This window comes from Bdellovibrio svalbardensis (genome assembly GCF_029531655.1).
GTDB lineage: Bacteria > Bdellovibrionota > Bdellovibrionia > Bdellovibrionales > Bdellovibrionaceae > Bdellovibrio > Bdellovibrio svalbardensis.
This window is the reverse complement of sequence record NZ_JANRMI010000004.1, coordinates 219,433-245,425: the sequence shown is the minus strand read 5'-3', so window position 1 is coordinate 245,425 and position 25,993 is coordinate 219,433. Positions and strand designations below refer to the sequence as shown.

Sequence of the window (25,993 nt, the reverse complement as noted above, 5' to 3'; positions counted from 1 at the left end):
GGAGTGCATCAGGAAGGTTACTGTTTGATCGTCAGTGGGATCAAATCCACGGCAAAACGAGCCCCATCTTGGTAGCTGTAAGCGATGGTTCCAGACAAATGAACAGAGTTGTTTTCAGGGTCATACAACCATCCGCCGTCTTGTTTTTGCGGGATGATTTGACCTTTTCCAGCAGACAACTCTTTTTCAGTACCGTAACGAACACGGACCATTAATTTTCCTTCAGCTGTAACGCGAGGACGTTGGCTGAGGAAGATTTCTTTTTCCAAAGTTTTGACAGTAATGTCTTCTCCGATTTTAGCCAGATCAGAACCAAAGTTTTTACTGACGATGCTCATAATGAACTTCGCACGAATTTGTTCGGGAGTTCCAGAGTTCGCATTTGCCGCAACAATCAACTGATCCAAACGGTCTGGTCCAAAACCAGAAGTACATTTGCCATTGTTTTTCGCAGCCTTTTGAGTGATGTCGAAACACTCGGGATGATATTTCGGATGAATACGCAAGTCCCAGTCCTTGTATTGGTCTGGATCGTTGGGACGAACCAAAACACCAAAAACAGAAACCTTTTCTTCTTTGCCACCTTTGAAATCAACCAATGTTTTCGCCATCTGCTCTGGGCTGATTCGGCTGGTTGAATCATCGGCATCTGTCATAATCACGACGACAAGCTGAGCATTGTCTCGGAAGAAACCTTCATTCGTTGCACCACGACCCGCGTTTTCAAGCGCAGCCGCCAGAGGAGAGAAGAATTCCTCATTCTCAGGCCCGCCTTCAGCATAAGGTGTCACGCCAATTGCTAATGTCGCGGCCAAAGAGTTTTTGCCGCCATCAGCCTTTGTGTAGAAACGTTTGTTAACGAATTTTCCATTGGCATCTTTCACATAGCGAAGATCGCCAATATTGAAAGAGTCTTTTTTAGCTTTGGCAAAGCGCTCGGAACTGTCCCAGGTGGACACGACTCCGATATGGTAGTCGATCATCTTATTCTTCACGATACCGGCAGTAAAGCGGTCGATATTGCGATTTAGGTTTTCCTGGGCGGACTTCATAGAGTCCGAATTGTCCATCACGAACAAAATATCCACTTGGGGATTGAAGTCGAACTGGCTTTGGCCACCATCTTCAGTGATCCACTTAAACTCTTGCGGAGCGACTTTGTCATAGACAGGAACTTCAGGTTTGGCTGGTTCCTGGAAAGGCATTTGCGCTTTAATATCACTGGATTCAGGACTGCAAGCACTCAGCAAAGCAAAGGCTGTCAAATAGATGCAGACGACGGTTAGATGTCTCACATTTTCCTCCTGATACCTTGAGGGCAGGCTTTCGCTGAAACCTCAAACTTATCGAGTTCGTCAATCCAAGGGCGTCCGTCATCCATAAAGACGAGCTGATCTTCCTGAGTGTCCTTAAATTTACCTTTTGAATAAAGATCTTTGCTCAATGAAAGATCCGTGTGAATGCGTTGAATGGCTTCCACTTCGATCAAGTTCAATTTCTGTACGATCTTAGAATTCTCTTTGGTTTCATCTTCAGCCAAAGTTGCCAGGCGTGCCTTCATCTTTTTGAAGCTGTCTTGATTCATTTTATCAAGAGTCGCCTGTAGCTTTAGCATGCCACCATCTTCGGCTTTCAATACTTCAAGAGCTTTTTGTGAAACTTTGAATTTCAAAAGCTGACCTTGAAGCTCGAGGTCCTTGTAGTAAAGAACCGGCAAATGAAGGAACGAATCCCCAAGGTCTTTAGCCACAAGAGGAAACAGGTCTGCTTTTGCCACGACTTTGGCAAAAGCCTCATTCATTCCAGTCGACGCCAGTTTTTGTACGTCCACCACGCGACCTTTTTGTTTCTCTTTGAACATTTCATGAGTCGCAAAGATGCCTTTATAGTCGCAGATTTTGAGTTGTGTCAGTGATTGAAGGAAATAAGCTTCTGTTCCAACAACTTCAGAAAACTGCGGGCTCAGCAATGTCTTGCTTTGTGCCAGGGCTTTTTCAGAGTCATTCTGGCGGAAATAGTTCCAACCTTTTTCTTCAACGGCTTGGAACCAGTAGTCAGTGCCTTTGGGAATTTGATTGTAAAGTTCCAGAGACTGATCAAATTGTTTTTTTGCGAAAAGCTTACGGGCCGTTTGCAGTTTTTCTTTGGTAGAGCAATCCACACAAGTCAAAGCAGACTTCTCCAAAACCTTCATATCCAGCAGGTTCAGCATCTCTTGCGAGTTTTTAGCTTTCACTGCTGATTTGAAAGACTGACCCCATGCTTCCACTGAGAAACCTTGCTCGTCAGCCAGGGCCGAAGTGGCCACGGCCATCAGGCACGTAATCAGGATTGAAGCTGTGATCAAAGATTTGCGGCTGATCATAAAATCCATCCCAAACCAAGAGTGGCTACGCCCGTATCAAGTTGACGTGAACCAGTGACAGGTTGGTCTTTATAAGTTTGGTATCTGACTTCAGCACGGGCAGTTAGATGCTTTGTCACCCAAGCGGACACACCGGCACCGGCTGTGATCAGACTTGTTGAACCACTGGAGAGTTTGATTTGGCCAGCGCCACCTACAAAGTAAAGATCGAATTGAGTCACACCCATATCCAAGAAGCTGGTTTTGCCATAGATTGGGTACCAGTTTGCCACCGCAAGCATTGCGTTCTCTGGATAGTCGATATCCACAGCGTAGCCTGTGCCGCCAGCCTGGTAGTTCTTACGAGCTTGTTCAAAAACGCGTTTACCTTCATCCGTCAAACTATTCCCGAAGTCATAGTATCTTGCACCCACAGACCAACGGGGAGTGATGTGATAGTCCATAGAGAAACCGGCACTTTGTGTTTTCAAATAGGAATCGCCACCAACAACACCACCGTAAGTCATACCAAATTCAACGCGATTTCTTCTTGGGACCAAGCGGTCCTGAACAATGCGCGAACGTGTTTCAGATTTAATATTTTGAGCCATTTCCATAAGCTCTTGATTGCCGCCCAAAGAGTCAATGTCTTCGCTGACATTCATTTGCTTCGCAGAAGCTTTGCCAGCAGCAAATGAAGTGGCCGCAGTGAGTGTCAGACCGGCAATTGTTGCCAAGGCAGCTAGTTTAAGTGCTTGAGTGGTTTTCATTATTTATTCTCCACTTTCTGCTCTGCAGGTTTTTCGGTAGGTTTTTCAGCAGGTTTTTCTGGAACTACAAGGTAGTTCACTTTGATCTGAGTCAGCTTTTCAGGAGTCGCCAATCCAAATGGTGAGAACACTTTGAAACTCAAACGGACACGTGTGCCATCGGAGTTTTTCAAAATAGTTCCATCTTTGGACAACTGTGGTTGAACCGAGATGTTTTTTGTATCGAATAGCATTGAGAATTTCCACATAGAGTCACCGAGGTACTCAGGATCCTTGTGGTTGAGGTCAGCAACGACGTATCGTGAACCATCGAGTTCAAGGAAGCTGTTTCCAGCCGTATAGCTAACACCGTCATAGCTGATAACCAGACGAGGCTTCGCAGAAGCAGATCCATCAATTCCCGGCACCAATACTGTGACGCTAAAAGGAGTCAGCTGGCCTTCGCTCACTTCGGAAGCCAAACCTTCAATTTTAAGAGCTGAAGGCAATTCTTGGTTTCTGAAAAGGAATAAATTAATTTCCTTTTCGCGGACCAAGCCTTTAAGTTGGGCAGCACTTTTTGCAGTATCAGCAACGATCACTTCCGCAAGTAATTTAACTGTATAGGTCTTCATGCTGGCATTTGAAGGAACCGTGTAGAGAGCGGGATTCCACGTCAACATATACAGATCTTTTTCTGTTTGGGAGGCTTTCAAAGTTGCTCCCTCAGGAAGACCCTGTGCCGTCAATTTGACCTGAACGCCAGGAACAAGGACGCGGGCGCGAACTTTAAAAGAGGCACTTTGGCCTTCATTGAATGTCATTTGGGAATCTGGAGTGATCACCAGGAATTTATCGTCGATAGAAGATTCTTCTTTGACGATGACCTGTGGTTTTTCAACGATGATCGTTTCAGTGATCACGCGCGGCTTTTCAGGGCCATTGTTCGTTTGGTCTTGTGCATATTTACGCAGGTCTTGCAGAGTCACACCGCTCGTATTAGGAACTGGATCTTTTTTCCACTCACCACAGCCAACCAAGGCCAAGCCTGTTGCAGTGATTGTGATTAACGACTTAATGTGACTCATAAAAACCTCTCAATTAGCGACTGCTTACGCGCGTCAGCTCAAAGGGATAAAGAACATCAACATTTACTTTTCCAACTGGGCGAGGGAACTGCCAAGTGCGCATTCTCTCAAGCATGCAATTTTCCACCATACGTGAACCCAATGAAGACTGAGCCACTTTGGCGGTCGTGATTCTTCCCGCAGGACCGATCACAAAATCAACGGCTACGCGACCACCAATTTGTGGAGCCGCTTGCAAACCTTTTTCATAGCAATAGATGATTTGACCTTTATTGCGGTTGATCACCGCAATAATTTGATCGCGATCCAAGCCACCTTCAACAGTTGCTTCTTCATCGAGTGGAAGACTGACTGCGGAAGTACCGCCAACCATATTCAATTTGCCGTAGCCCGCTTTGCCGCCACCGACACCGCGAGTGCCATAGCCGCCCGCTGACTGAGCACGACCACCTTCACCAGCGCTGCCGGCGATCAAGCCAGAACCTGGCATATAACCTTTGATGCCGCCACGACCTGTGCTGCCAACTCCGCCGCCACCTGAACCAATGCCAGCGGCACGGATGGCTTTCATAGATTTAGTATCTAAACCTTCATAGCCCTGCTTGCCAGTAGGAACGCCACCCAAAGCGGCCAAAGCTCCCACACGTTGAACGTCCACGGCCTTGGCCGTCTTCACAGGGTAGGGTTTGGTTTTCAAAGTTTTGTTAACAACCGGACGGTACACTTTGTTCGTTTGCTTCAGTTTGCGTTCAGAAACTTTCACATGAGGACGAGCTTCTGGTTTTGCAACCGGAGTTTCTTCTTTCGGAAGAACAATAGTCACAAGGGGAGCTTCATCTTTTTTGGAAAAATAATTAGCCCAAACCCAAGTTCCCATCATCAAAGAGAAGACTGCAAGCAAATGACCAAGAGTGGTCTTTTGCAAGATGGTTTTCATATCTTCGTCATCTGTTTGATCGGGAAGGAGGTAAGTCGGGCTGTTCACCGCATTGGCCGGAGCCAAGCGCAAAGATCCCACGCCATCGATCACATACGCTTCGTCAGTGATTTGTGAAAGTTCAATTTTTTGCAAAAGGCGGTAGTCGACTTTGTTGTCATCCAAAGATTGAAGGCTGGTATAAGCTTCGACTCTGCGTTTGTCTTTAAGGTAAACGAGATTCAAAGCTTCAGTATCAGTTGAATAAGGGACCGAAAAGGTGCGAACCTTTTGGCCTAACTGATTTTGAAGTATTAAAAGCTTTGCTGTTCCCATGACCTAATTTCTTTCCTGATCTTGTTGGATGCGGTCTTCGAACTGTGTTCTTCCGCCCAAAAGATCTTCTAACAATTTGTCGTTCTCTACTGCCGCTTTGGTACTTAAAGAGCTTTGGTACTTCCCTCTAAGGGCGGAACCATCGAACTTAAAGGAAGTGCCCAGTTTCGTCCCATTTGCTGCAACCTTGGTCACCTTGGGGGTGCTGGTCTTAGCGTAGGATGGAGCTCCAAAGCTGCTACTCACAACTAGCAAAAGGGAGGCCACTATTAATGGGTTTTTCATAGGCTTTTTCCTTTCTGGATGCTGTTTAAACGCGCTTCCAGGTAAGACGGCATAAGAGGATGGCCAATTTTTGTTTCTACCATTTTCAGATTTTCAATGTCCTTGATGCTCTCAGGGTGCTCTGCCACGGATTTACGGGCAGAAACCAAGTCTCCTGACGACGGTGCCGAAGAATTAAGCGCTTCGCTAAGGGCGGTTTTCATCTTTCCGCGGCCTGGTAGCTGCTCGATCATTTCCATTTCACGAGAAAGCAACTTTTGGATCTCAGGACGGGCAATGCGATATTCCCGCGCCAATTGTGCAAGAGCCTGAGAGCTGTTCCACAAATCCTGCATCTTTGCGGATGCTGTCTTAGACTTCACAAGGAAAGGCTTGGATTTCGCCTTCAGTGCATCAACGTATTGGCGTTGTTGTCCTGCAGTAAGACCTTTTGGCATAGCAGTGCCGGAAAGATCCTTCACGAAGCGGGTGTTTTCAGTCGCGACGATATTCAAAGCCACTAATTGAGCAGTGATATCTTTTGAGCGAACTGCTTCGCTTAGAGTTTCATCCGCTTTGCCCAAAAGTTTCATGCGCTGTTGAATGCTTTTTTGCATCAACTTGTCTGAACTGTCGTCCATTTTGGCTTTGGCAATTTGCTCTTGGAAGCCAGTCAACTTGCCATAGAATTCTTGTTTGTTGATGAACTGAACCGCCGATTGACGACGCATTTCCTTCATCTCCAGGACAGACTGAATACCAGCTTTGCTGCCAGTTTTTGCGTATACCAATAAGGTGGTCTCATTCAACAAAGCAGGTCTGTTGCGAAGTTCGCCGGATTGAAGTTTCAGTTCTTTCGCTGGATTGCCAGACAAAAGAACCAAACGAGAACGGATGATCAAAGCGCGCTCGCCTGTGATGCCAAGATCCAAAGCTTGCTTGTAATGCTTCTCTGGATTCAAGTCGGCGAGGTCGGCCAAAGTTCCAAGGCGGAAAGCCATCTCTTTCGGAGCGACTTTGGAGTTCTCCATCTTCAAGGCAACATTGTAAGCGTTCTTGAAATCAAGTTTGCGCTCGTAGTAACCAACCAATTGTTCCAAGTATTGCTGCTTCTTCGCCTCAGGAGTGTCTGGCGTGTTGATTAAAGCATACAAAGATTTCGCGTAAACTTCGTCCTCGCCCAATTTTTTGGCGATGATGCTTAAGTTGGTGAAAATCAAGATGCGCTCATCAGATTTTGCGCCATCAAGTTTTGTCTTGAGGACAGTTTTCATCACGGACTTCAGCTCAGACTTAGTTGATTTCGGATTGTTCGCAACAGTAGCCACTTGATTCATCAAGGCTTTGCGAGCGACGCTGGCAAACTCCGCCTGGTGAGCGGGGAAGATTTCTGCGTAGTCGGCAGCATATTCTTGCAGGTTTTCATCGTCTTTAAGTTGCGCCAAGCTGTCTAAAGCCAAATCCGCCGATTTCTTGCGAAGCTCAGCTTTGCCGTCTTTATCACGAGCTAATTCATCAAACAGCTTCGCCGCATCTTTTAACTGCTTTTGTTGATAGAGCAGGTAAGCTTGCTGATAGCGAACCTCAAAGTATTTTTCATCCTTCGAAGACTTCTTCAGGAAGAATGCATAAGAGTCTTTTTGCAATTTAGGATCTTGGGATTTTTCAGCCACCGCGACTTCATTCAAAAGTGCTTCGTTCTTTTCTTTTGTAGAATATGAGCGACCATCGCTGATCATGCGGTGGAACTGAATAGCAATAGGGTATTTGCCCATATCCGTGGCCACTTGAGCGCCACGTTGGATCATCTCTTTGTCGCTAGGGAAGGTTTCTGCATAGATCGCATAAGCGTTCAGCAGATCCAAATCTGGTTTTACTTTTTTAGAACGATGCAACTCTGTTACATAACGTTTCATGGTTTTTTTAAGTTCTTCGCACTTCGAAGAATCATCGCAATCAGTATTCTTGAAGGCTGCTGCCGCTTTGGCAAAGTCTTGAGTCGACTGATTTGTTTCACCACGGTCATAGTTCACTTGCGCTAAACGCACAAAAGCCTCAAGACGCTCTTGCTTAGTTAGATCAGGTTGCTCCATATAGCGCGTCAGGATTTGGTGGGCCGCTTGCTTCTGACCAACGCGGTCTGCTTCCTGAGCGAAGTTAAGAATCAATTCTTTGCGTTTTTCCTTAGGAGTAAAGCCCTCATAAGTCGAGATTTCTTTTGTTGTGATATCTTTACGAGCATAGAAAGTACCGAGATCACGAACAATGTCCGTATGGAATACAGGATCGTAGTTGCTTCCAGTTTCCGTGTCTTTAGTAATTTTAGTAGGCTCTTTGAGAAGACCTTCTAAAGTTGAAATAGCCGATGAAAGTTTGTCGGTGTTGAAGTCACACCAAGCCATGTTGTAGATAGCTAAAGCCTTGTTCTCGAGATTTTTATCTTTGAGCGCGATCACATAGTGATCTTTGGCATCTTTAAAACGACCTTTTTGGAAAAGCAGATCCCCCAAAGAAGCGTGAGATCTTGAAACGATCCCCGCGTCGATAGACTTGGCTTTGGCTTCTTTGATGATACGCTCAAAAAGAGAGATGGCCTGATCTTGTTGGCCAGCCATTTCATACAAGTGCGCCAATTGGAATAAGATCGGCCCATGTTCGTTGATTTTCACTTCACTGAGCAAGGTCTCATAAATTTTGATTGCGCGCTGGCGATCGTCTTTTGAGCCTTTACAGTTGTCACAGTTCGCTTCGACTTCTTGCATGAAACGAGTGCGAGCTCTTTCAGCAAGAACGTCAGCCAAGCGCTGCTGAGTTGGAATCCAAGAGGGATCTTTGCGATCCATCAAATCCAAAACACGGTCCATTTTTTTGATGACTAAATCTTGCGTGTCGTTGTTCATTTTCTCGGCATGGACGGAATTCGAGAGCAGAACACCCGCTAGAACTACATTTAGAAAAAGGATGTGTTTTGGTGTTTTCATTGTTTAGGCACTACCGCAAATTTGAGTTTTTCAATGCCAGCTTGAGATCCTGCCTTGATAAGAGGATCGAGATCGGCATATTTCATCTCGGTATCGGCTTGAATCATCAATTCGACTTTTTCATCAGCAGGAGCTTGTTTCTTAAGTTCCGCCAACTTGTCGCTCAACTGAGCGCCAGCCACCACTTTGTCATTAAGGAAGTAAGCTCCTTTTTCGATACGCAAGGTCGCAGTCTGTTTATCCAAGCCCTGGCTGTGAGAGGCCTGTGGAAGGTTCAAGCGAGATGGAACATCGGTTTCAACTCCGCTGTTTTGCGTACCAATCAAAAGATAGATAACGATGATCGAGAAAGCATCGATCAAAGAAGTCAGAGGCAAAGCCAACGCGAGATCGCGGCGAAGTCCGCTTTTCTTCTTTGTGCCGCCACCCTTAAGAACCATGGTGTCCATAAGAGGAGATGCTTTTTTTGAAGTGTCCAGAAAAGTTGTTTTCATAAATTACCCAAGAGGGGACAAGCCCACACCTTCAAATTGGTTTTGCTTCAATTGATCCATGATCTTGATCACGTCGCCGTAGGAGCTTTGAGCCCCAGGACGAACGATGCCGGTTTTCAACTCAGGATATTTTAGTTTCAGATCTGCGAGCTTTGCTTCCAAACCAGTCCAGTTCACACCGTTGTTGGATTTTGGCAGGCGAGTCTCAACCGTTTGCAATTTTGGCAAATCGCGGACGGAAAGCTCGACGCTGCCATCAGCGGCCAAGGTCACCCACAAGGACGGAGGATTTTTCGCCCCAGCAGTGGAGTTGTCGCCAATGGCCTGTTTTGTATCGAGCGTGCCGATCTGAACCCACACCGCTGTAAGCAACAGAAAGCAGATCAATACAGAGAGGATATCCAGGATTGGAAGAATATTGATTTCAAAGTTTAATTCTTTGTCTTTGTTGCTCATAACAGTGGTCCTTATTTTTTGTCAGAAACTGGTTCGTAATGGAAGCCAAGCTGGATAAACAAGTTCAAAGCCGCTTTGTTCAAATCGTCTGTTAAACGAGAAGCTCTGTTTTGAAGAACTGCATACATGATCAAAGCAGGAACTGCGACGATCAAACCGTAAGCTGTTGTATTCATCGCCAAAGAGATACCTTGAGAAAGGATAGTGGCTTTTTCTACAGGGTTCGCATTTGCGATACCGGCAAATGAATGAATTAAACCTGTGATTGTACCCAAAAGACCCAATAGAGTTGCTACGTTGGCAAACATTGCCAAGAAGCCAATGCGCTTTTCAACGCGAGTGTTTTCTTCAAGAAGAACTTCATCCATTTTGAGTTGGATCTCTTCTTTGCCACCCATATCAAGAGCTGCCTGAATACCTGCAGAGGCAACAACGCCCAGTGGCTGATTCACGCCCATTTGCAATGAACGGCGTAGAGCCTTGTCCAAATGACCAGCACGGATATCTTCAGCCAAAAGCTTAGAAAGCTCTTTCTGGTTCGTTTTACGAGCCACGAAGAGGGCGTGCGAGCGTTCAATGATAATAGCTACAGATACGATCTGAGCTGCCAAAATAGTCCACATCCAAAGCGCATCTCCAGATGTGAAGCCAGAACCAAGTGAAAGTAGGAATTGCATATAAAATCCTCCGGTTAGTTTTCCGGAAGACTTAGGAGCAACTGTAGTGCCAGATCTCAAGACGCGTGTGTCAGATTAGGACGGTAGGAGTGTGTAGTATTTAGACGGGGGTGACAATCTAGGGCGTCACTTTTTTCGATTTGAGTCTAATTAAATAATACTGAAATAGGATGTGACATTTGTCTTTTTCTAAACTGAAGAAGCAATGCAACACCAACGCTGGTGTTGCATTGCTTCTTCGGATATTTCTGGTTTTGCTATTTTTTCAACTAGCTACGCTTGAGGTATGCCTAGAAAGATCCATTTACAGAGGCTGAAGCCCAATAAGGCATATCCAGGCGGATATCATCCTTGTTGATGGCATCTCTCCAGAATGAAACGCCCCCTTCAATAGATGCCGTGAGGCCCGAGAATGCAGGGGTGGTGAATTTTGCAACCAATTCAGTATCCCAGTTAATTTGTGGAGCATGATAGTACTGATGACCATCACCTTTTGCCGTGCCATTCCAGTTGTTGTTTTTCTCGTATTTATCGTCACGACCCTGAACGGCGTCACGAGCTTTGTAATTTCCAACGACGCCCATCTCGAAAGACTTGGTGAACTGATATTTGCTACCCGCAGAAGCCAGGAATTCATTTCCCAGAGCCCAGCCATTGGAGTTTCGCCCCATGCGCACGGTTCCTTGTCCGCGCACACTGCTGACCCAGTTCAATTGGGTGTAGGAATAAGTAGTTCCTAGTATTAAATCCGGAGTCCCAGAACCTAATTGTATATTGTATGCGGCTCTTTGTGTGGGAGCGGACGTGAAGTACTCGTCAATGCTTCCGGTCGGAAGCGTCAAGTTAATATCGCTCATCACAAGATTATTGACGTCAGCGAGTAGGGGCGTGAGGCCCATCAGGCGAACGTCCCCGAGACCCTGCGTGTAATCACGAGTTTTAAAGTTCAGTCCGCCAGGAAGTGGTTCATAGACGGTTTCAACCATGTTTTTGATATAAGGGACAAAAGCCAAAAGAGTCCACTGTGGACTGTAGAGCCAGGTCGCAGTCACCATGCTGAGGTCCACTGTCGAAGCATCGAATTTATAGATGCGGGTATTTGCTGAGTTTGTTCCTTGCAAGTCGTACTTGTAATAACTGTAAGTTAAAAAGTATTTCGGTGGTTTCACCGTAGTTGTCATCTTAGGTGTCGCTTGCTCTTCTTGAGCAAAGGCACTCGATGAAAGCGCTGTTACAAGTGATACCAAAATTGCGCCTGCGATAAGCGTGCTTCTTTTCATATTGCCTCCAATAAAAAATTCGTTCTCATAGAACTTGTGAAGCTGATATTCAGTCAATAGAAAACCTTCAGTTTTGAATAGAGTAAATGCACTATTCCTCGAATGAAAAACGATCACTTCAGAGGAGAGATGACCGTTTCTATTGCTCTCAAAAGGCACTCGAAAATTCGTTAAAAAGCGGTTATGGAGCAGCACAGGATAGACTGGGGTATTGAATGAATTTATTGTTATTGTGGACGCAAGAAGTGAGGAACGAGTGAAAGCAGTTGTGCAAAGAGTTTTAAGAGCATCCGTGACTGTTGATGGGGAACAGATATCGTCTATCGATAAAGGTCTTCTTACATTGTTGGGTGTTGCCAAAGGTGATACCGAAGAACAGTTGCAGAAGTTAATTCAGAAAATCACATCCTTAAGAATTTTTCCTGATGAATCTGGTAAGATGAACTTGTCGCTCAAAGATATTGGTGGCGCTCATCTAATAGTTTCGCAATTTACTTTGTTGGGGGATACGGCTAAAGGGAATCGCCCCAGCTTTATTGGTGCAGAAACTCCCGATCTCGCAGAATCTCTTTACAATAAATCCTTAGAGATCAGTCGAGCCCAAGGTATTGAAACAAAGGGTGGGGCTTTCGGTGCGGATATGAAGGTGGAGCTTCTTAACGACGGCCCGGTCACTTTGATCATTGAAGCCTAAAGGCTATTCTTGGTTGTGAATGCTGTCGTAAAGTTCCAACATATTAGTTTGAGTTACACGAATCAGACCTCTTCCTGGGCGATCCAAATCAAGTATAAGTGCAATGACTAAGGGAAAGAGTAGTGAGAGAAAGACCGGAGCAAGTCTTCGTTGATTTTTGAATCCGCTAACATAGCTCAATGAGCTCAGTCCAATAAAGGCAATGAGGAAGATCATATGGTGAACAATTTCTGGGACATGGTTTTCGGAGGCAAATGCGCGCTCGCTAGACAGATCGATCATTTCGTTCAATGATTGCATAAAGATGGCAATCAAAGGTCCACGATCAGTGCGAGTTACTCCTGCCGCCAATTTCCAGATCTGATTTTGTAAATCTTGAGTTCTTTGATTATATCCTTTTAAGCCAATGCGCTGGTGTTCGAAAAAAATCAAACGATGCTTAGTATAGTCTTTAAGAAGTTGGCGAATTTGAAATCCGGTATTTTCAGGTAGATTGTCTGTACGCAGATAGGTTGTACCAATGGCATTGGCTTCTTTCATAGATAATGTTTTTCTGGTGTCATATCTGGCAATCGACATAGAGAATGAAAACCCCAGCAACAAAGCCAGCAATCCAAAAATACTCGTCGGGAGAAGCTCGTTGATAGAGTCATTTCTTTCAGGATGCTGTTTCTGCGCTTTTTGGCCTATGTAATAAAAAAAGTAACTTGCAGCCAAGAGGATGGTAACCATCGTGATAAAAATGATCCATAGAGGGATTTGATATAGAATTTCAATTGTCATGCCTACGATTATCCTTGGTGTTGATATTCCTGGCTAGGATAGTCGATTCTGTATTTTAGCGCTTGGTTCTTTTGTTTATTTGCAGCTTTTCATAAGCTAGGCCTTTTGATCAGGCACTAATCGAAAAACAAGAGTGGAGTCGTCGCGGATACCGCTGAATTTAAGGCGAATCTTTCCACCTTGTTTTGGATCTTCAAGCGTGACAGTTTTTTTATGAATGTCGTTAGGAAGATGATTGGTGGGTTTGAGCCACAGTTCATCTTCGGTACAGTGAATAACTTCGGCAATTTTTCCGTGACCGGCAAACTCAATCGGCATTCTTTTCTTTATGATAAAGCTTTTCTGAGGTGCAGGAGAAGATGCTGGTTTTTGGTAACTGAAATCGAGTGGCGTTGCCTTTTTTATGTTCGCTGCAACTGAGGCAGTCAAAGGGGCTTCCTTTGTTGTCGGGGATTTGGTTGTGCTTGGATTTGTATTTGCACCGCCTTGGCGTGCTCGAGCGGCTTGTAGCTTATTATTTAGTTCCTTATTCAGACGATATTCAGATTCAAATACTAGAAGGAACAGTAAAATATTGATCAGCAAAGAGCTGATAGCTTGAAAGTGATTGGTTTGATAATCTTGCTTGAAGGTTATGAAGTTTTTGGCGATCGTAAATCCCAAAATAGCCAAAACGGGGACCCAAGCCGTGTTCTTGCCCCGAAACATCAAAAAACCCACGACAAAGTTGGAGATTCGTCCCAGCCAGGCCAGACCTGACGCCAACATAAATGCAGCAAAAAGATTTTTAAGGCTCCACTTGTCAACGACGTTCGAGTTGAGTGCGACGCTCACCAAGAGGTTCATGATCGGAGAGACCATAAGCAAAGCACCGGCGATACGAATGTAGCGCTCGTCTTGAAGCCACTTTGCTTTTTGTCCCATTAACCTGCGCCCTCTTTTTTGGAAGGATCAGTTGAATTGGTGTCATCGGCGAAAGCCATTTTCAAGCTGGCGATGACTTCATTAGGGTTGACCGGTTCAACATTCGGGGAGGTTTCAGTTGATACTGCCTCCGGATTATTTAAAGCTTGAGACCGTTTTAGTAAGGCATCACTGAATGCAATGACCAAACAAATAGCCAAAGGGTCAAAGACCGACACGAAAACCAGAATCAAGTATTTGACGACGGTATCGATATCCATATTGAAGGCTTTGGAGATGTATATAAGAGGGCCTACTTTTTGTTTTACTTCGATGATTTTAAGTCGTGCTTCGGCGATTTGCGATTCAATAGTTGAGATCTTTACTTTAAGTTCGCGAATCATTGGCTCGACTTCAGCGCGAGCTTTGAGTTTTTTAGAAATACGCTGATCCGGAATTTCGTCAACCGAACGGGTAATGCGAACCACTTCAGAATTGGCCATTGTTTGTTCGGACTGCAATTTTTGTAATTTAATATTTTCAGACTCGAGGATGGCAGAAGAAGTACTGTAGGCGTCAGATAGAAATCCAAAGATACCCATGCTGGTAATCAAGCTGAGTACGATGACGCAACTGACTAGGTATGCGCGAAACATGAAGCCGATGTTTCTCCAGGTTTGGTGGAGGTAAGCGGCGACCACAAATTTTGCAAGCTCTAAGGACCCGGCCATCAGCCAGACGGCCACAATAGCACCGGAAAACAATTTACCGATACCGACAATAGAAAACGTCGCCCCTAAGAAGGAAACCGCTGTTGCTGATAAAGCCAATCCGATGACAATCCAAAGTTGTACCATGAGAATTTTATCGGTTCTTGTGAGGATATTCTTAATATGAATGGATGCAGGAAATTAGCTTCTAGACTCGACGAAACTCCTGTTCTCCGGGAGTGACTTCTGCTTACTTCCGATGTTTCTGGATATTCATCCAGTTAAACTGATCTAAACAGGATGACATATAAAATTCTTCTCTTTTTCAAAAGGTAGTTGATAATACTTCTATGACTCCAAAGAAAAAAATTGCGATTTTAACCGCATTAATGTTGGTGATGCTTGGTACTTGGGGCTTTTTCGAGAAGCTACGCAATCAAAGGTTTCAGGACGCAGTTCAAGCTGCAGCAAAAAAATCCATACAACAAAATATAGTAGTAACAATGGCGCAGGGGTTGTCTTTCAATCCATATCTTCGGGAGATCGTCATCCAGGCGATACTTGATAGCTGTGAGATTGAGGTCCGTGAGCGAAGGCCCCTAAATGAAAGTCAAGAATTGATTAGCTACGAAATAAAAGTGCTTTCAGCTGATGCCACAAAAGAGCTATTGAAAGTCACCTTAGATTCGTTGGAACAAAAAAAAGTTTTGAATGAAAATCAGATCAAAGAAGTTATTAAAAACCAAATTGATTCAAAATATCCAAAGCAAGTGATTGTGAATCGAATGACTCTACAAAACCATGACGGACGCTGGGAAATGATTGAGCAGCCCTAGATTATTAATTTCTATTGTATTGAAACCCAGGTGCTGCCATCGCAATATGTCATTTTGTTTATTCCTGAATTGTAGTTGAAGGAACCTGCTTTTGCGGTCGGGGTAGAGCAACCCGCGCCTCCAGCTCCCGGAATGGGGCCCATCGGAATAAAAACAGAGCCATTACAGTAAGCAAAGACATTAGTGGCAGTGATATAATCTACTTTTCCCGCAGGGGAACAGGCGCCCTGAGTAATTAATGGAAGCGCCTTGTATACCTTTACTGCAGAGTTGGTTGAATCCGCTGTGAATACATATGGGTAAAGAAGTCGCCCGTTGTTTACAAAGCCGGAAGTCGCGTAGGCATCGTTGATTGCAGGAGCAGCCGGGTTGCTAATATCTATGAGCGTAATACTTCCTGTACTGAGTGTAACATATGCGTAATTACCCTGAACTTCTATGTCTGATGGATTCAAAAGTTTGGTGGTATCAATGACGGAACCAACAATTGTAGGTGAGGTTGGAGTCGAGATGTCCAGGACGACCATAGATTTGTTTCCGGTTGATAGGACATATGCATAGTTGCCTAAAGTGGCAATGCTTTTACAGCCAGATAATGCCGCATTTGAAAATGACGAGCTGGTAAGTGATGCAGGATTAGAAATATCAACAATTGTCAGTGCAGCGCCGTTGCACGTAAACGCGTAGGTACCTGATATCGCCAAGCCTCCGGTGGTTCCTGAGATTGAGCCGGCGATTGCTGGAGCTGAAGGCGAAGAAATATTGACAGTAGAGAACTTTCCACTAGATGCCCCCACCACGTACAAATAGTTGCCGACAGCTTTCATGCTTTGAATTCCAAAAAAGTTAGTGAAGCTGGAAAGGATTTTTTTAACAAAAAATGGAGAAGATGGATTACTGATATCAATGACGGAGAGTCCGTAAGTTTGAGTCTCTCCAATATACGCATAGTTCCCGGATATTGTGATTGAGTTTGCCCCTATAAATAAAGGATCTGCCCACGATGAAAATAGGGTAGGAGTTTCTGGAGAAGATATGTCAAGAACTGTTAGCTGGGCTGAATTTCCATTAATAATAAAGGCCTTGTTACCTGAAAGAGCGATCCCGTTCGCCCCCTTTAGGCGCGGGGCAAAAGTGGTCTTTGAACTTGCTTTCATAGGACCTGGAATCCCCAATACCTCATGAACAAACAGCGTGTCGAAACCATCAACCGTAACAAGCCGATTTGAGGAGAGTCCCATTCGGTTTGGAGTTCTGAAGATTGAGTTCATTATCGGAGCACCCAGTGCCTCGGGCGAAAATGGGTTTGAGACATCCCATATAACTATGGCGCTACCGCCTGAAGAATAAAGATTATTCCCAACTGAAAACATATCCGTGGGAATGCATCCAGAGCAACTATAAACTCCATCGAACGACGTTGCAAGAAAAGGGGCTGCCTTGTTGGTAACGTCAATCACTTTAATTTTTGAATCGGCAACAAAGGCATAGTTGCCAATAACATTAACTAATTTTGATGAGGTAGATGCCCCTAATGAGCTATTTCCAACAATCGTTGGACTGCTTGGTGTCGTAACATCTATAACTACTAAAGCTATGGATGTTGCGCAGACTGCATAGGCGTAATTTCCCGAGATATCAAGTCCCTCACAGCCTGAGAGAAGTGCGTTCGTGATGCTCGCCAAAATGACAGGAGCTGATTTTGTGGTGATGTCGACAACTGTGAAACGACTGCTTCCAAGATAGTAGGCATAGTTCCCAGAGACTCTTACATTTTTTCCGGAAGCAAGTTTGGTGGCATCAGTAATTGTGCCGATGATAGAGGCCGTCGCGGGTGTTGTAACATCGATAACCGTAAAATAACCGCTAGAAGCTGTATAGGCATAGTTGCCAGATACGACCAAGTCATTGATTCCCGTATAGCGAGTTGTGTCGGTAATCACTTTGCTGACTGTGGGATTTGTTGGAGTGCTGATGTCAGTCACGGTCACCGTTTTCGAGGTCGCGCTTGCAGAGAGAACATAGTTTCCTTGGAATGCGAACCTTCTCACGGACTCGTAGATTCCGTTAAAGGCCGCGCTACTAATTGCGGAAAGTGATAAAGGGTTGCTGAGGTTAAATGAATTAATACCTGGTAAGGTCGTGTTGCCTGAAAAAGCAGTGGTTCCCAGGACTTCTACCCCAAGGCAATTACATACCAGGGAGTTTTTTAAAACTGGTGCCGTTGGAGTTGAGATATCAATACTGCGTAGAGAAGATCCGCTGACATAGGCGTAGTTGCCGGAAATTTTGATATTTGCTGATGTCGACAAACCGGCAAGTTTTGTCGCGTAGGTCGGGGATGACTTAGTGGTGATGTCAACCACCGTCATGAAGCTACTGCCTACGATAAAGGCGTAGTTTCCAGAAACTGCGATGTCTGTTACTGCGTTTAGATTTGTTGAGTCTGTTAATGTCCCAATCAGAGTGGGAGCTGTTTTGGTGGTGATATCAAATATGCTAAGAACGTTGGCCTGTATTACGTAAGCATAATTGCCACTAATCACCACTTTTTTTGCCCACGATAAAGGAGTATTGTTGAATCCAATCATGGATGCCGTAGCCATCGTGGTGGCATCAATGATAGAAAAACCATTTGCAGAAGCGGCATAAATGTAATTTCCAGATCGTCTAACAGCCATGACCTGTGAAAGATTCGAGTGGTTGATGGTTTTTGTTAAAAATGGTGATGCTGGGTTTGATAGATCAAAAACGTAAAGTGATGATTGGTTCGGACCAACAAAATAAAAATAGGTGCCATCAAAATCACCTCCAGGAAAATATAAATTTGAACTTACTTTGATCTGTTGTTGGCTAAGCGGAGTCATCGCTGCTGGATTGGTGATATCGAATGTCCATAGAGATCCATCAGAGTTAGCCAAAACAGCTGTGTTGCCAGCAGCGTAAGTATTATCAATACTTAAAGGACTTCCCGATAAAACTTGAGCAGCTTCAGGCAGCAAGGGCATAGATGTGGGACCAATATCGAAGGTCGCAAAAAGGCCTGTGCCCGTAGATAGTCCCACAAGCTTTGTGCCATCAAAGCTAATTTTTGATAGGGGATATGAAAAACTGAGGGTACTAGCTCTTTGCTGCAGTTGGGGTGATGTTGGAGAAGACAGATCAAGGGTATTCAAGTTGCCGTTGCCGTCAGTGACATAAGCATAGTTTGCCTTAATCAAAATATCATTAGAGTATTGGACTACAGTTGTTGTTCCAAAGGCCGTCGGGGAAGATTTGTTGGAGATATCTATGATAGCTAGAGGATTTGACGAACCGCTTGCGCTGGTAACGTAAGCATAGTTGCCATAGACAGCAACTCCCCTGGGCATAGATACGGAAGGTTCTTTCACCGATCCAACGGCAGCAGGCGAAGACTTGTTTGAGATATCAACTATAACTAGGTAGCCCGTCGAAGCTCCGGCTATATATACATAGTTACCGGAGACCGTAATTCCCGAGCCTGAGGTAAAATTGCTATTTGTTAAAGTACTAGCGACCGCCGGAGAACTTTTGGTTGTAACGTCTATTATTACCAGTTTTCCAGATGCCAAATAGACATAGTTACCAGCAACGACCATTCTTCCTGATGAAATAGAGGCATTTGTCACCGAGCCAAGCAAAGTTGGACTTGTGGGGCTGGCAAGTGAAAATACCAGCAGGGTGGTGCCTTGTACTGCATAGAGATAAGTTCCATCACTCGCAATGGATTGACCAGCACCCGCCGAACCAACGTAGTCCCCGGCGAAAGTGGGAGTTGAGAGATTAGTGATATTGATGGCGGTCAGGTAGAACAAGCCTGCAGCATTGGAGCCAACCATATAAGCGTAGTTACCAGCGACGGCGACATCGTTTGCTGTGATGCGGCCGGCAGCTGTATCGACGAGGGAAGTGATCGGCGTGACTCCTCCATACTTGGTAGTGATCCAACTCGTGCCATTGCAATATTTCATTTCTGAGGTTGCAACAAAGTATTCCATAGCTCCGGCAGAAGCTGTGGGTGATGAGCAGGCAGAATTTCCAATAGAAGGCAATAGAACGCAGAACAGGATTGCTATGGAAGCCCATGGTTTTTTGAAGTAAGATATTAATGAACATTCCATATGTACGTGCTTTTCTGAAGTTGGGTTAAAACTTAAACTGCAATTGTAATCCAAAGTTCTAATGTTTTTCTAAACGCGATAAAATTGCAGAGATTTTTTCCTCTAATTTTTTATTTTTCTCTTCAAGTCTTTTTACTGCATCCTGAAGCTTCTTGTTTTCATCCTGAACTGATGCTAAGTCGCGATTCATTTTCTTAGCTGAAGCATGATCCTGTTGAACTTGTTTATCAACCTCTTGAATAGCTTTAATGCTCCATGGAATCAGACCTAAATAGTTAACGCCCATATAGTCCGTGTTAGGATCGATGTTCTTCACAAGTTGTGGAAGAATCTGCACCAAGTCCTGAGCCATTACACCATACTCGATTCTTTCGTTCGGATCATCTTTCATCACATAAGAATAAACCGAGATTTTACGAACTGTCTCAAGACCAGAAACTATTGGTTGAATATTCTTTTTTAAACGACGATCGGAAACGTCAGTGATCGTACCAGTAAACTGAATATCACCAACGACATGCAATGCGCTGGCAGGGGAGGTCGTGCCGATACCAACATTGCCATTTGAGCTAATTAACATGCGTGCAGCACCAGCAGTCGTATCGCTGAACAACAAACCGCCAGCTCCACCCGCGTTTCCGGAACCATTACTTACAATCTTCCAAACATGTCCACCCGTATCTGAGTTTTCCAGGGCAAATTGGGTGCCAAAAATTCCGTTAGAGGCCACAACTAGGTTTGAAGTTGGACTTGTAGTGCCGACTCCAACGTTGCCCGTGTTGTAATAGATATCCGAACCTGTCGTCGTCCATTGAGACCCTGTTGGAATATTGGTATTACAAATAATTGAACTTGTTCCATCAGAGGTACACATTTTATTTGCTGTAATTCCTGAAACCCCAATCAAAGGGATTGAACCTGAACTTGTACCTGTGTTTAAGGTCGAAGATGTTCCTAATCCCAAATTTGTTCTTGCCGCCGCCGCAGTCGTTGCTCCTGTACCGCCATTTGCCACTGCTAACGTGCCGGTCACATCTGTCGATAGTGCGACTAAGGCGTTTACCCAGTTTGTGCCATTATAGCGAATAACTTGTCCTGTCGCAGGAGTCGTGATTGTGGCTGACAATTTATTATTGAAGTTATCGTAGTCAGTTTTACTGATCAAACCCGCAGTGACCGAAGCCGTTGAAGCCATCGGAATATTCAAAGTATGAGTGCTTGTTACTGAACTAAACGCTGGGGCAGTACCTGTGGTCCCAATCGCAAAGGTTTGCGTCGCCGCAGTGAGGCCTCCCAAAGAGGTGATACCACCAGCCGAAGGAGTCACCCATCCAAGATTGCCAGCGCCGTCAGTTTTTAAAACCTGGTTCGCTGTACCATCTGCGGCTGGCAAAGTCCAAACTGTTGAACCTGCGGCTGCTGCAGGTTTAAAGCCTGTGTAACCAGAAGTGGCTCCGGTCATGCGAATAGCACCCTTAACATCAAGAGGTGCACCCGGCGTAGTAGTTCCGATACCGACGAGGCCATTTTTATCGATTCTCATAGCTTCGTTGCTGTAGTAGTTACCGAAAATGAAGTTTCCGCCTGTGGATTTCATGACAAAGTCACCAGCTAATTCGCCGCTTGAACTTAGGAATGTGTTAGGGCCAGAGGCTATACCCATACTGGCTTTGGTCACTCCACCTACAGTGAATGAGCTGCTGACAAAACCTGCTGCCGGTGCATCCATAGTGAGTGCTTCACCGCTTGAAGACAAGGCAACATGAAGTTTTGAATTCGGGCTTGTTGTTCCAATTCCGACATTGCCATTTTTCAAAACAGTCACAGCATTGGCTTTGCTGGCGCCGCTGGCTCCAATACCGATCTCAAACAGAGGATCTGTGGCAACCCATGTTGTCGCATTTCCTCCGCCAACGTTAAATCGGCCAATGGCCGTTGAGTACATAGCTTCTGCGCGAGCTGTGCCACCCATGGCAGTCGAGTAGTCACCGCCCGCGTAAGTACTATCCCCTAGAGCTACTGCGGAATAACCAATTGCATTTGCCACTCTTCCCAAGCCCACAGAATTTGCACCTGAAGAATAGGCGCCGCCCATCGCGATAGAGTTACTTCCGATCGCGTAAGCTCCATTACCTATTGCAAATGAATACTGCCCCGAAGCTTGCGTCGCATATCCAAACGCAGTAGAGTATGTTCCGATGTTGACATCGTTCCACTCGCCAGTCGCGGTTGCTGTTCCTGCTCTAAATGCTGCTTTTTTTGGATACCACAACATTCTTGTGCCAGCTCCTGCCGTTACGAGAGAGGCACCGCTTCCAAATGTTCCTGTGGAAAGAATTCCACCGTCGCCAATCAATGAAAGTTTAAATTCTGGGGTTCCGGTACCAATGCCAACATTTCCGCTGGCGTCAACAGTAATGCCTTCATTGCCGCCATCGCCACTGAGCCAGAAGGAACCCAATTTAATATTTTGTGTCGCAGTATGATTGCCAAGATTGTCGGCGCCAGCAGATTGATTCACCCAACTCAAAGCACCAGCTCCATCTGTCTGAAGAACTTGATTGGCAAGGCCGTCGTCCGCAGGAAGTGTTAGAGAGTAGTTCGTGAAAGAAGTTGGGGCTCTGATCGTTGCTGTTCCACTTGTGGAACCTTGAATGCCCACGCCATAGAATCCACTCACACCTGTGCCGTCACGTTGTACAACTGTGTTGTTGGAGGCTGCAGTGTTGCCAGTGACTGTTGAATATGCACCAGCGCCTGTTCTTTGCACAAAGCCTGTTGTCGACAAGCCATTCACACCAGTGAGCTCAGTTCCAAGACCAATCGTCCCTGTAGTTGTGATCGGACCACCAGTAAGACCGGCACCAACAGTGATGTTCGTCACAGTTCCACCAGCGTCAGTTCCGCACTCCCAACCGTTGGCAGTTTTAACTAAGACTTGGCCATTTGTACAAGCCACGTTGTTCGGAGCGTAAGTGAAGTACTTCGTAGCAGCGCTGGTAATTTTGTTCACCGCGACGTCATTGATTTTTGCATCTGTCACCGCAAGGTTGTTAATCTTCGCAGTCGTCACCGCATTCGCGGCAATTGTCGCTGCGACAGATCCAGGCCCTGTAGCAGTCACATCACCTGTCAGGGCGGTGATGTAGTTCCCAGCAGCTTGTTTCGCTACAAAAGAATCATAGTCAGCTTTACTCAAAAGACCCGCAGTGGTACCTGCTGTTGCAGCCATCGGAATATTAAGTGTGTGTGTATTCGTCGCGGAACTAAATGCCGGAGCTGTACCTGAAGTTCCAATTGCAAATGTTTGTGTGGAACCACTTTGGCCGTTCAAAGAAGTTAAACCAGCTCCGGAAATGCCTAATGCAACGGCAGTAGAACCATTCCAATACTTGATTTCATTAGTATCTGTACGATACCACATTTTACCTTTGTCACCAGCGACTAGGCTTCCTGGGTCGGCAGCTACGCCATTCAGGCCCAAAAGGCCTGACATAACATCGCCAGCCTTATTCAGAGGTGTAAAACCCAATGCCGTCGTCACATCACCGGATGCGATATTCGCACCAGCTGTCACGCGGCCTTTGGCATCGACTGTGACTTTAGAATAAGTTCCCGCGGTCACGCCACTGGATGCAAGAGTTAGTGAACCTGAATTTGATAGGGTTGCGTCTCCTGATAGTGTTTGTGGTGTAGCAACGTTAACGGCATCACCCACCAGAATTTTTCCAGAAGCCAAAGTTGATGAGACTGCATCATTGATCCCATAGCCAGAAAGAGTGTTTGGCTTGCTTGTAATTGAAGACCATGCCGGAGTCACTGTCACATTTGATGCTGAGTTCAAGCGACCTTGAGCATCCACTGTAAAGGTGCCCACTTGAGTCGCTGAACCGTATGTGCCAGCTGTCACCGCGGTATTTGCCAATGAAATAGTTCCTGAACCAGTGATCGGACCACCACTCAAACCAGTTCCTGTGGCCACGCTGGTTACGGTACCACTTGTAGCAGGAGCCTGACAGGCCCAGCCAGTGACAGTCCAAGTCGCAACGTGACCCGTAGTTCCGCAAGAGAAGTTATTAAATTTACCAGTAGAGTCTACGATAGTAATTCCTGATGTGGCATTATTGACTCCGGTGAAATTCAAATCAGCACCTAAAATGGTGCCATCTAATATTTTACCCGTTGTAACTGCATTTGCAGCAATCGTTGCGGCGGCAGATCCCGGCCCCGCAGCAGTTACATCACCAGTTAAGGCGGTGATATAACTTCCAGCGGCCTGTTTCGCTGCAAAAGAATCATAATCAGTTTTACTTAAAAGCCCCGCAGTCGTGCCAGCGGAAGAGGCCATCGGAATATTTAATGTGTGAGTGTTCGAACCAGAAGACCATGCTGGGGTAGCACCAGAAGTGCCGATAGCAAAAGTTTGTGTAGATCCAGTTTGCCCGCCAAGTGAAGTTAAGCCAGCACCTGCAACCCCTAGAGCAATCGCAGCCGTTCCATCCCAATATTTAATTTGATTGGTCGTGGTATTGTACCATGTTTTACCTTTGTCAGCGAGGGTCAAGCCGCCAGGGTCAGCGGCATTGTTTGATAGATGCAAAGATTTATTCGCTGACATAGTCACGTAGCCAAGATTCGTGAGGTTGTTGCTATTCATGTCAATAGCGCCAGACATTGTACCGCCAGCTAATGGCAGTGCATCTGTGATTCCGTAGCCAGCAAGTGTCGAAGGATTTGTTCCAGAAGTGACACGACCTTTAGCATCGACCGTCACAGATTTATAAGTTCCTGCAGTGACTCCTGAGTTTGCAAGAGTCAACGCTGTTGAACCCGCCGAGCTGGTCGCATCACCAGTGAAAGCTGGCATCACGCTAGAAGAAATTTTTCCACCAGCATCCAGTTGCGGAATTTGATTGGCGCTTGTACCAACATCAACGTTTAAGGTCACAGTTCCTGTTGTTCCGCCGCCCGTGAGACCTGTGCCAGCAGTGACGCCAGTGATTGTACCACCGGCATTGCTATCCGCAGCAGGGGCCCACTTTGTCCCGTCATACTTCAAAATCTGCCCCGTCGTCAGTCCTGTCGTATCTACTGTGATTCCTTTAATTTTATTTACGGAAGTAGCGCCTTGTGTTCCGCTAACATCACCAGCAAGAGAGCCGGTAAAGTTAACAGTGGTGCCAACTGTCAAAGAGCTTTGTGAAGTACATTGCCAACCGTTGGCAACACTCCAAGTTAAGAGTTCACCAACTGCACAGTCTAAATGAGTGAGGGTTGCTCCAGTAGTTGAATCTGTGGAGACAAGTCTATTGATTCCGGGATTGGCAAATAACTTGGCTGTCGTAACCGCGGCATCATTGATTTTCGCAGTCGTGATGGCATTGTTGCCGACAGTGGGGTTGGGATAGGTTCCTGAAAGATCGCCACCCGCAGCCCCCATCGGAGCACGGGCATCGCTAAAACGTGAATCATCTCCGGCAGCTAAGGTGCCAGCAGTTGTTCCCACCGTGGCAGAAACAGTTACACTTGAAGTTCCAGTCACAGTAATTGGACCGCTTCCCGCAACAGTAGAGACAAGACCCGTCGCGCCGGCATCGTTCACGCAACTAATCGTGGTTCCGTTGGATGAAAGGACTTGGCCAGCCGTACAAGTTGGGATGCTCGTTTTTAAAACGAAATCAGACGCGACGTTAGTTCCAAGTTTTTTTGCAGAGATTGAATAAGCAGCAAAAGGAACACTGCGAATTTCGCTTGAAGGACTGATCGATTTCCAACCTGTGCCATCATGGAATTGAACTTGTAAAACACGGATCGCATCGATCATCGGAGTGTAAGAGACTCCGCCATCACAGACGAATGTTTGATCATTATTAAATGAATCGACCATCTTGAACAAAGGATCAGCAGGGTAAAGCTTAGTCCCAGAACCAATAGGTACATCGAACACACCACCAGAGTTGGTCATGTTGATGCCGTTCACTTGTTCACGGTAGATAATGCAAGATCCAGTAGGGTTGGTGATTTCAAATAGGAAGCTGACGTTGTTGTGTTCTAGAGGGCTACCATCAGCCTTTAGAATTCGTCCTTGGTAAGTTAACGAGTTGGTTGTGCTAGGACCCGTAGCCCAAGCGCCAAGACCGAATAAAATAGTGAATATGAATGCTATGCAGGTACGTTCCATACTGTTCTTATCGGACAAGAAACAGTAAACCTGAATGGGATTTGTATTTCAAATATGTAATGAGTACTACTTTAGTTTGGGTTTTGAAATTATTTTCTCAAAATGAGATAGCGGGGAAGGAACAAAAGTATGATGAGGCCAGCTTTGCGAGTGTTGTGA

At 45.5% G+C, this 25,993-nt stretch carries 18 protein-coding genes; 2 read left to right on the top strand and 16 right to left on the bottom strand.

The features are described from left to right. Positions 1 to 17: 17 nt before the first annotated feature. The 11 genes from NWE73_RS14130 to NWE73_RS14080 all read right to left on the bottom strand — a co-directional run bounded on the left by NWE73_RS14130 (position 18) and on the right by NWE73_RS14080 (position 11,585). On the bottom strand, positions 18 to 1,295 hold the full coding sequence (locus tag NWE73_RS14130) for a vWA domain-containing protein (RefSeq protein ID WP_277578988.1): 1,278 nt from the start codon (positions 1,293 to 1,295) through the stop codon (positions 18 to 20). Then, positions 1,292 to 2,365 carry a hypothetical protein gene (locus NWE73_RS14125; RefSeq protein ID WP_277578987.1) on the bottom strand — a complete coding sequence of 358 codons (1,074 nt, stop codon included), beginning with the start codon at positions 2,363 to 2,365 and terminating at the stop codon, positions 1,292 to 1,294. Before NWE73_RS14125 ends, NWE73_RS14130 begins: the two co-directional genes overlap by 4 nt. Then, positions 2,362 to 3,114, bottom strand: coding sequence for an outer membrane beta-barrel domain-containing protein (locus NWE73_RS14120; protein WP_277578986.1), 753 nt, complete (start codon positions 3,112 to 3,114; stop codon positions 2,362 to 2,364). Before NWE73_RS14120 ends, NWE73_RS14125 begins: the two co-directional genes overlap by 4 nt. Then, positions 3,114 to 4,181, bottom strand: a complete 1,068-nt coding sequence (locus NWE73_RS14115) for a hypothetical protein (RefSeq protein ID WP_277578985.1) — start codon at positions 4,179 to 4,181, stop codon at positions 3,114 to 3,116. The genes NWE73_RS14120 and NWE73_RS14115 overlap by 1 nt, the downstream gene beginning before the upstream one ends. A gap of 13 nt (positions 4,182 to 4,194) precedes the next feature. Continuing rightward, a complete protein-coding gene (locus NWE73_RS14110; RefSeq protein ID WP_277578984.1) occupies positions 4,195 to 5,433 on the bottom strand; it encodes an AgmX/PglI C-terminal domain-containing protein in 1,239 nt (412 codons plus the stop codon). 3 nt (positions 5,434 to 5,436) lie between these two features. Continuing rightward, positions 5,437 to 5,718 (bottom strand): hypothetical protein, encoded by a 282-nt coding sequence (locus NWE73_RS14105; protein ID WP_277578983.1) that lies wholly within the window; start codon positions 5,716 to 5,718, stop codon positions 5,437 to 5,439. Then, positions 5,715 to 8,678, bottom strand: a complete 2,964-nt coding sequence (locus tag NWE73_RS14100; protein ID WP_277578982.1) for a tetratricopeptide repeat protein — start codon at positions 8,676 to 8,678, stop codon at positions 5,715 to 5,717. The genes NWE73_RS14105 and NWE73_RS14100 overlap by 4 nt, the downstream gene beginning before the upstream one ends. Beyond that, positions 8,675 to 9,172: an ExbD/TolR family protein gene (locus NWE73_RS14095; protein ID WP_277578981.1), complete on the bottom strand. Its 498-nt coding sequence runs from the start codon at positions 9,170 to 9,172 to the stop codon at positions 8,675 to 8,677. The genes NWE73_RS14100 and NWE73_RS14095 overlap by 4 nt, the downstream gene beginning before the upstream one ends. 3 nt (positions 9,173 to 9,175) lie before the next feature. Further along, positions 9,176 to 9,628, bottom strand: a complete 453-nt coding sequence (locus NWE73_RS14090; protein WP_277578980.1) for an ExbD/TolR family protein — start codon at positions 9,626 to 9,628, stop codon at positions 9,176 to 9,178. An 11-nt stretch (positions 9,629 to 9,639) separates the two neighbouring features. Beyond that, positions 9,640 to 10,305, bottom strand: coding sequence for a MotA/TolQ/ExbB proton channel family protein (locus tag NWE73_RS14085; protein WP_277578979.1), 666 nt, complete (start codon positions 10,303 to 10,305; stop codon positions 9,640 to 9,642). Between the two features lie 290 nt (positions 10,306 to 10,595). After that, positions 10,596 to 11,585 (bottom strand): transporter family protein, encoded by a 990-nt coding sequence (locus NWE73_RS14080; RefSeq protein WP_277578978.1) that lies wholly within the window; start codon positions 11,583 to 11,585, stop codon positions 10,596 to 10,598. 256 nt (positions 11,586 to 11,841) lie between these two features. Here NWE73_RS14080 and dtd point away from each other — a divergent pair, with 256 nt between their 5' ends. Next, positions 11,842 to 12,279, top strand: a complete 438-nt coding sequence (dtd, locus tag NWE73_RS14075; RefSeq protein WP_277579302.1) for a D-aminoacyl-tRNA deacylase — start codon at positions 11,842 to 11,844, stop codon at positions 12,277 to 12,279. Between the two features lie 3 nt (positions 12,280 to 12,282). On the opposite strand, the gene NWE73_RS14070 is transcribed toward dtd, so the two are convergent. From NWE73_RS14070 to NWE73_RS14060, 3 genes are all read right to left on the bottom strand, one after another. Continuing rightward, a complete protein-coding gene (locus tag NWE73_RS14070; protein ID WP_277578977.1) occupies positions 12,283 to 13,062 on the bottom strand; it encodes a bestrophin-like domain in 780 nt (259 codons plus the stop codon). A 96-nt stretch (positions 13,063 to 13,158) separates the two neighbouring features. Continuing rightward, on the bottom strand, positions 13,159 to 13,986 hold the full coding sequence (locus NWE73_RS14065; RefSeq protein ID WP_277578976.1) for a hypothetical protein: 828 nt from the start codon (positions 13,984 to 13,986) through the stop codon (positions 13,159 to 13,161). Beyond that, a complete protein-coding gene (locus tag NWE73_RS14060; protein ID WP_277578975.1) occupies positions 13,986 to 14,822 on the bottom strand; it encodes a hypothetical protein in 837 nt (278 codons plus the stop codon). Before NWE73_RS14060 ends, NWE73_RS14065 begins: the two co-directional genes overlap by 1 nt. A 203-nt stretch (positions 14,823 to 15,025) precedes the next feature. On the opposite strand from NWE73_RS14060, the gene NWE73_RS14055 reads away from it, so the two are divergent. Continuing rightward, complete coding sequence (locus NWE73_RS14055; protein WP_277578974.1) at positions 15,026 to 15,511, top strand: hypothetical protein; 486 nt, start codon at positions 15,026 to 15,028, stop codon at positions 15,509 to 15,511. Positions 15,512 to 15,522: 11 nt separating this feature from the next. Here NWE73_RS14055 and NWE73_RS14050 read toward each other — a convergent pair whose 3' ends face one another. Both NWE73_RS14050 and NWE73_RS14045 read right to left on the bottom strand, forming a co-directional pair. Beyond that, positions 15,523 to 19,653 (bottom strand): LVIVD repeat-containing protein, encoded by a 4,131-nt coding sequence (locus NWE73_RS14050; protein ID WP_277578973.1) that lies wholly within the window; start codon positions 19,651 to 19,653, stop codon positions 15,523 to 15,525. A 58-nt stretch (positions 19,654 to 19,711) separates the two neighbouring features. Then, the gene (locus NWE73_RS14045) at positions 19,712 to 25,834 is read right to left on the bottom strand and encodes a tail fiber domain-containing protein (protein WP_277578972.1); all 6,123 of its coding nucleotides are present in this window, start codon (positions 25,832 to 25,834) and stop codon (positions 19,712 to 19,714) included. Between the last annotated feature and the right edge of the window lie 159 nt (positions 25,835 to 25,993).

What these genes read in the sequence shown, in the direction of transcription:
- NWE73_RS14105 (WP_277578983.1), bottom strand. Translation starts at nt 5,718, where the DNA reads ATGAAAAACCCATTAATAGTGGCCTCCCTTTTGCTAGTTGTGAGTAGC.
- NWE73_RS14115 (WP_277578985.1), bottom strand. Translation starts at nt 4,181, where the DNA reads ATGAGTCACATTAAGTCGTTAATCACAATCACTGCAACAGGCTTGGCC.
- NWE73_RS14050 (WP_277578973.1), bottom strand. Translation starts at nt 19,653, where the DNA reads ATGGAATGTTCATTAATATCTTACTTCAAAAAACCATGGGCTTCCATA.
- NWE73_RS14090 (WP_277578980.1), bottom strand. Translation starts at nt 9,628, where the DNA reads ATGAGCAACAAAGACAAAGAATTAAACTTTGAAATCAATATTCTTCCA.
- NWE73_RS14120 (WP_277578986.1), bottom strand. Translation starts at nt 3,114, where the DNA reads ATGAAAACCACTCAAGCACTTAAACTAGCTGCCTTGGCAACAATTGCC.
- NWE73_RS14045 (WP_277578972.1), bottom strand. Translation starts at nt 25,834, where the DNA reads ATGGAACGTACCTGCATAGCATTCATATTCACTATTTTATTCGGTCTT.
- NWE73_RS14110 (WP_277578984.1), bottom strand. Translation starts at nt 5,433, where the DNA reads ATGGGAACAGCAAAGCTTTTAATACTTCAAAATCAGTTAGGCCAAAAG.
- NWE73_RS14065 (WP_277578976.1), bottom strand. Translation starts at nt 13,986, where the DNA reads ATGGGACAAAAAGCAAAGTGGCTTCAAGACGAGCGCTACATTCGTATC.
- NWE73_RS14055 (WP_277578974.1), top strand. Translation starts at nt 15,026, where the DNA reads ATGACTCCAAAGAAAAAAATTGCGATTTTAACCGCATTAATGTTGGTG.
- NWE73_RS14095 (WP_277578981.1), bottom strand. Translation starts at nt 9,172, where the DNA reads ATGAAAACAACTTTTCTGGACACTTCAAAAAAAGCATCTCCTCTTATG.
- NWE73_RS14070 (WP_277578977.1), bottom strand. Translation starts at nt 13,062, where the DNA reads ATGACAATTGAAATTCTATATCAAATCCCTCTATGGATCATTTTTATC.
- NWE73_RS14085 (WP_277578979.1), bottom strand. Translation starts at nt 10,305, where the DNA reads ATGCAATTCCTACTTTCACTTGGTTCTGGCTTCACATCTGGAGATGCG.
- NWE73_RS14100 (WP_277578982.1), bottom strand. Translation starts at nt 8,678, where the DNA reads ATGAAAACACCAAAACACATCCTTTTTCTAAATGTAGTTCTAGCGGGT.
- NWE73_RS14080 (WP_277578978.1), bottom strand. Translation starts at nt 11,585, where the DNA reads ATGAAAAGAAGCACGCTTATCGCAGGCGCAATTTTGGTATCACTTGTA.
- NWE73_RS14125 (WP_277578987.1), bottom strand. Translation starts at nt 2,365, where the DNA reads ATGATCAGCCGCAAATCTTTGATCACAGCTTCAATCCTGATTACGTGC.
- NWE73_RS14060 (WP_277578975.1), bottom strand. Translation starts at nt 14,822, where the DNA reads ATGGTACAACTTTGGATTGTCATCGGATTGGCTTTATCAGCAACAGCG.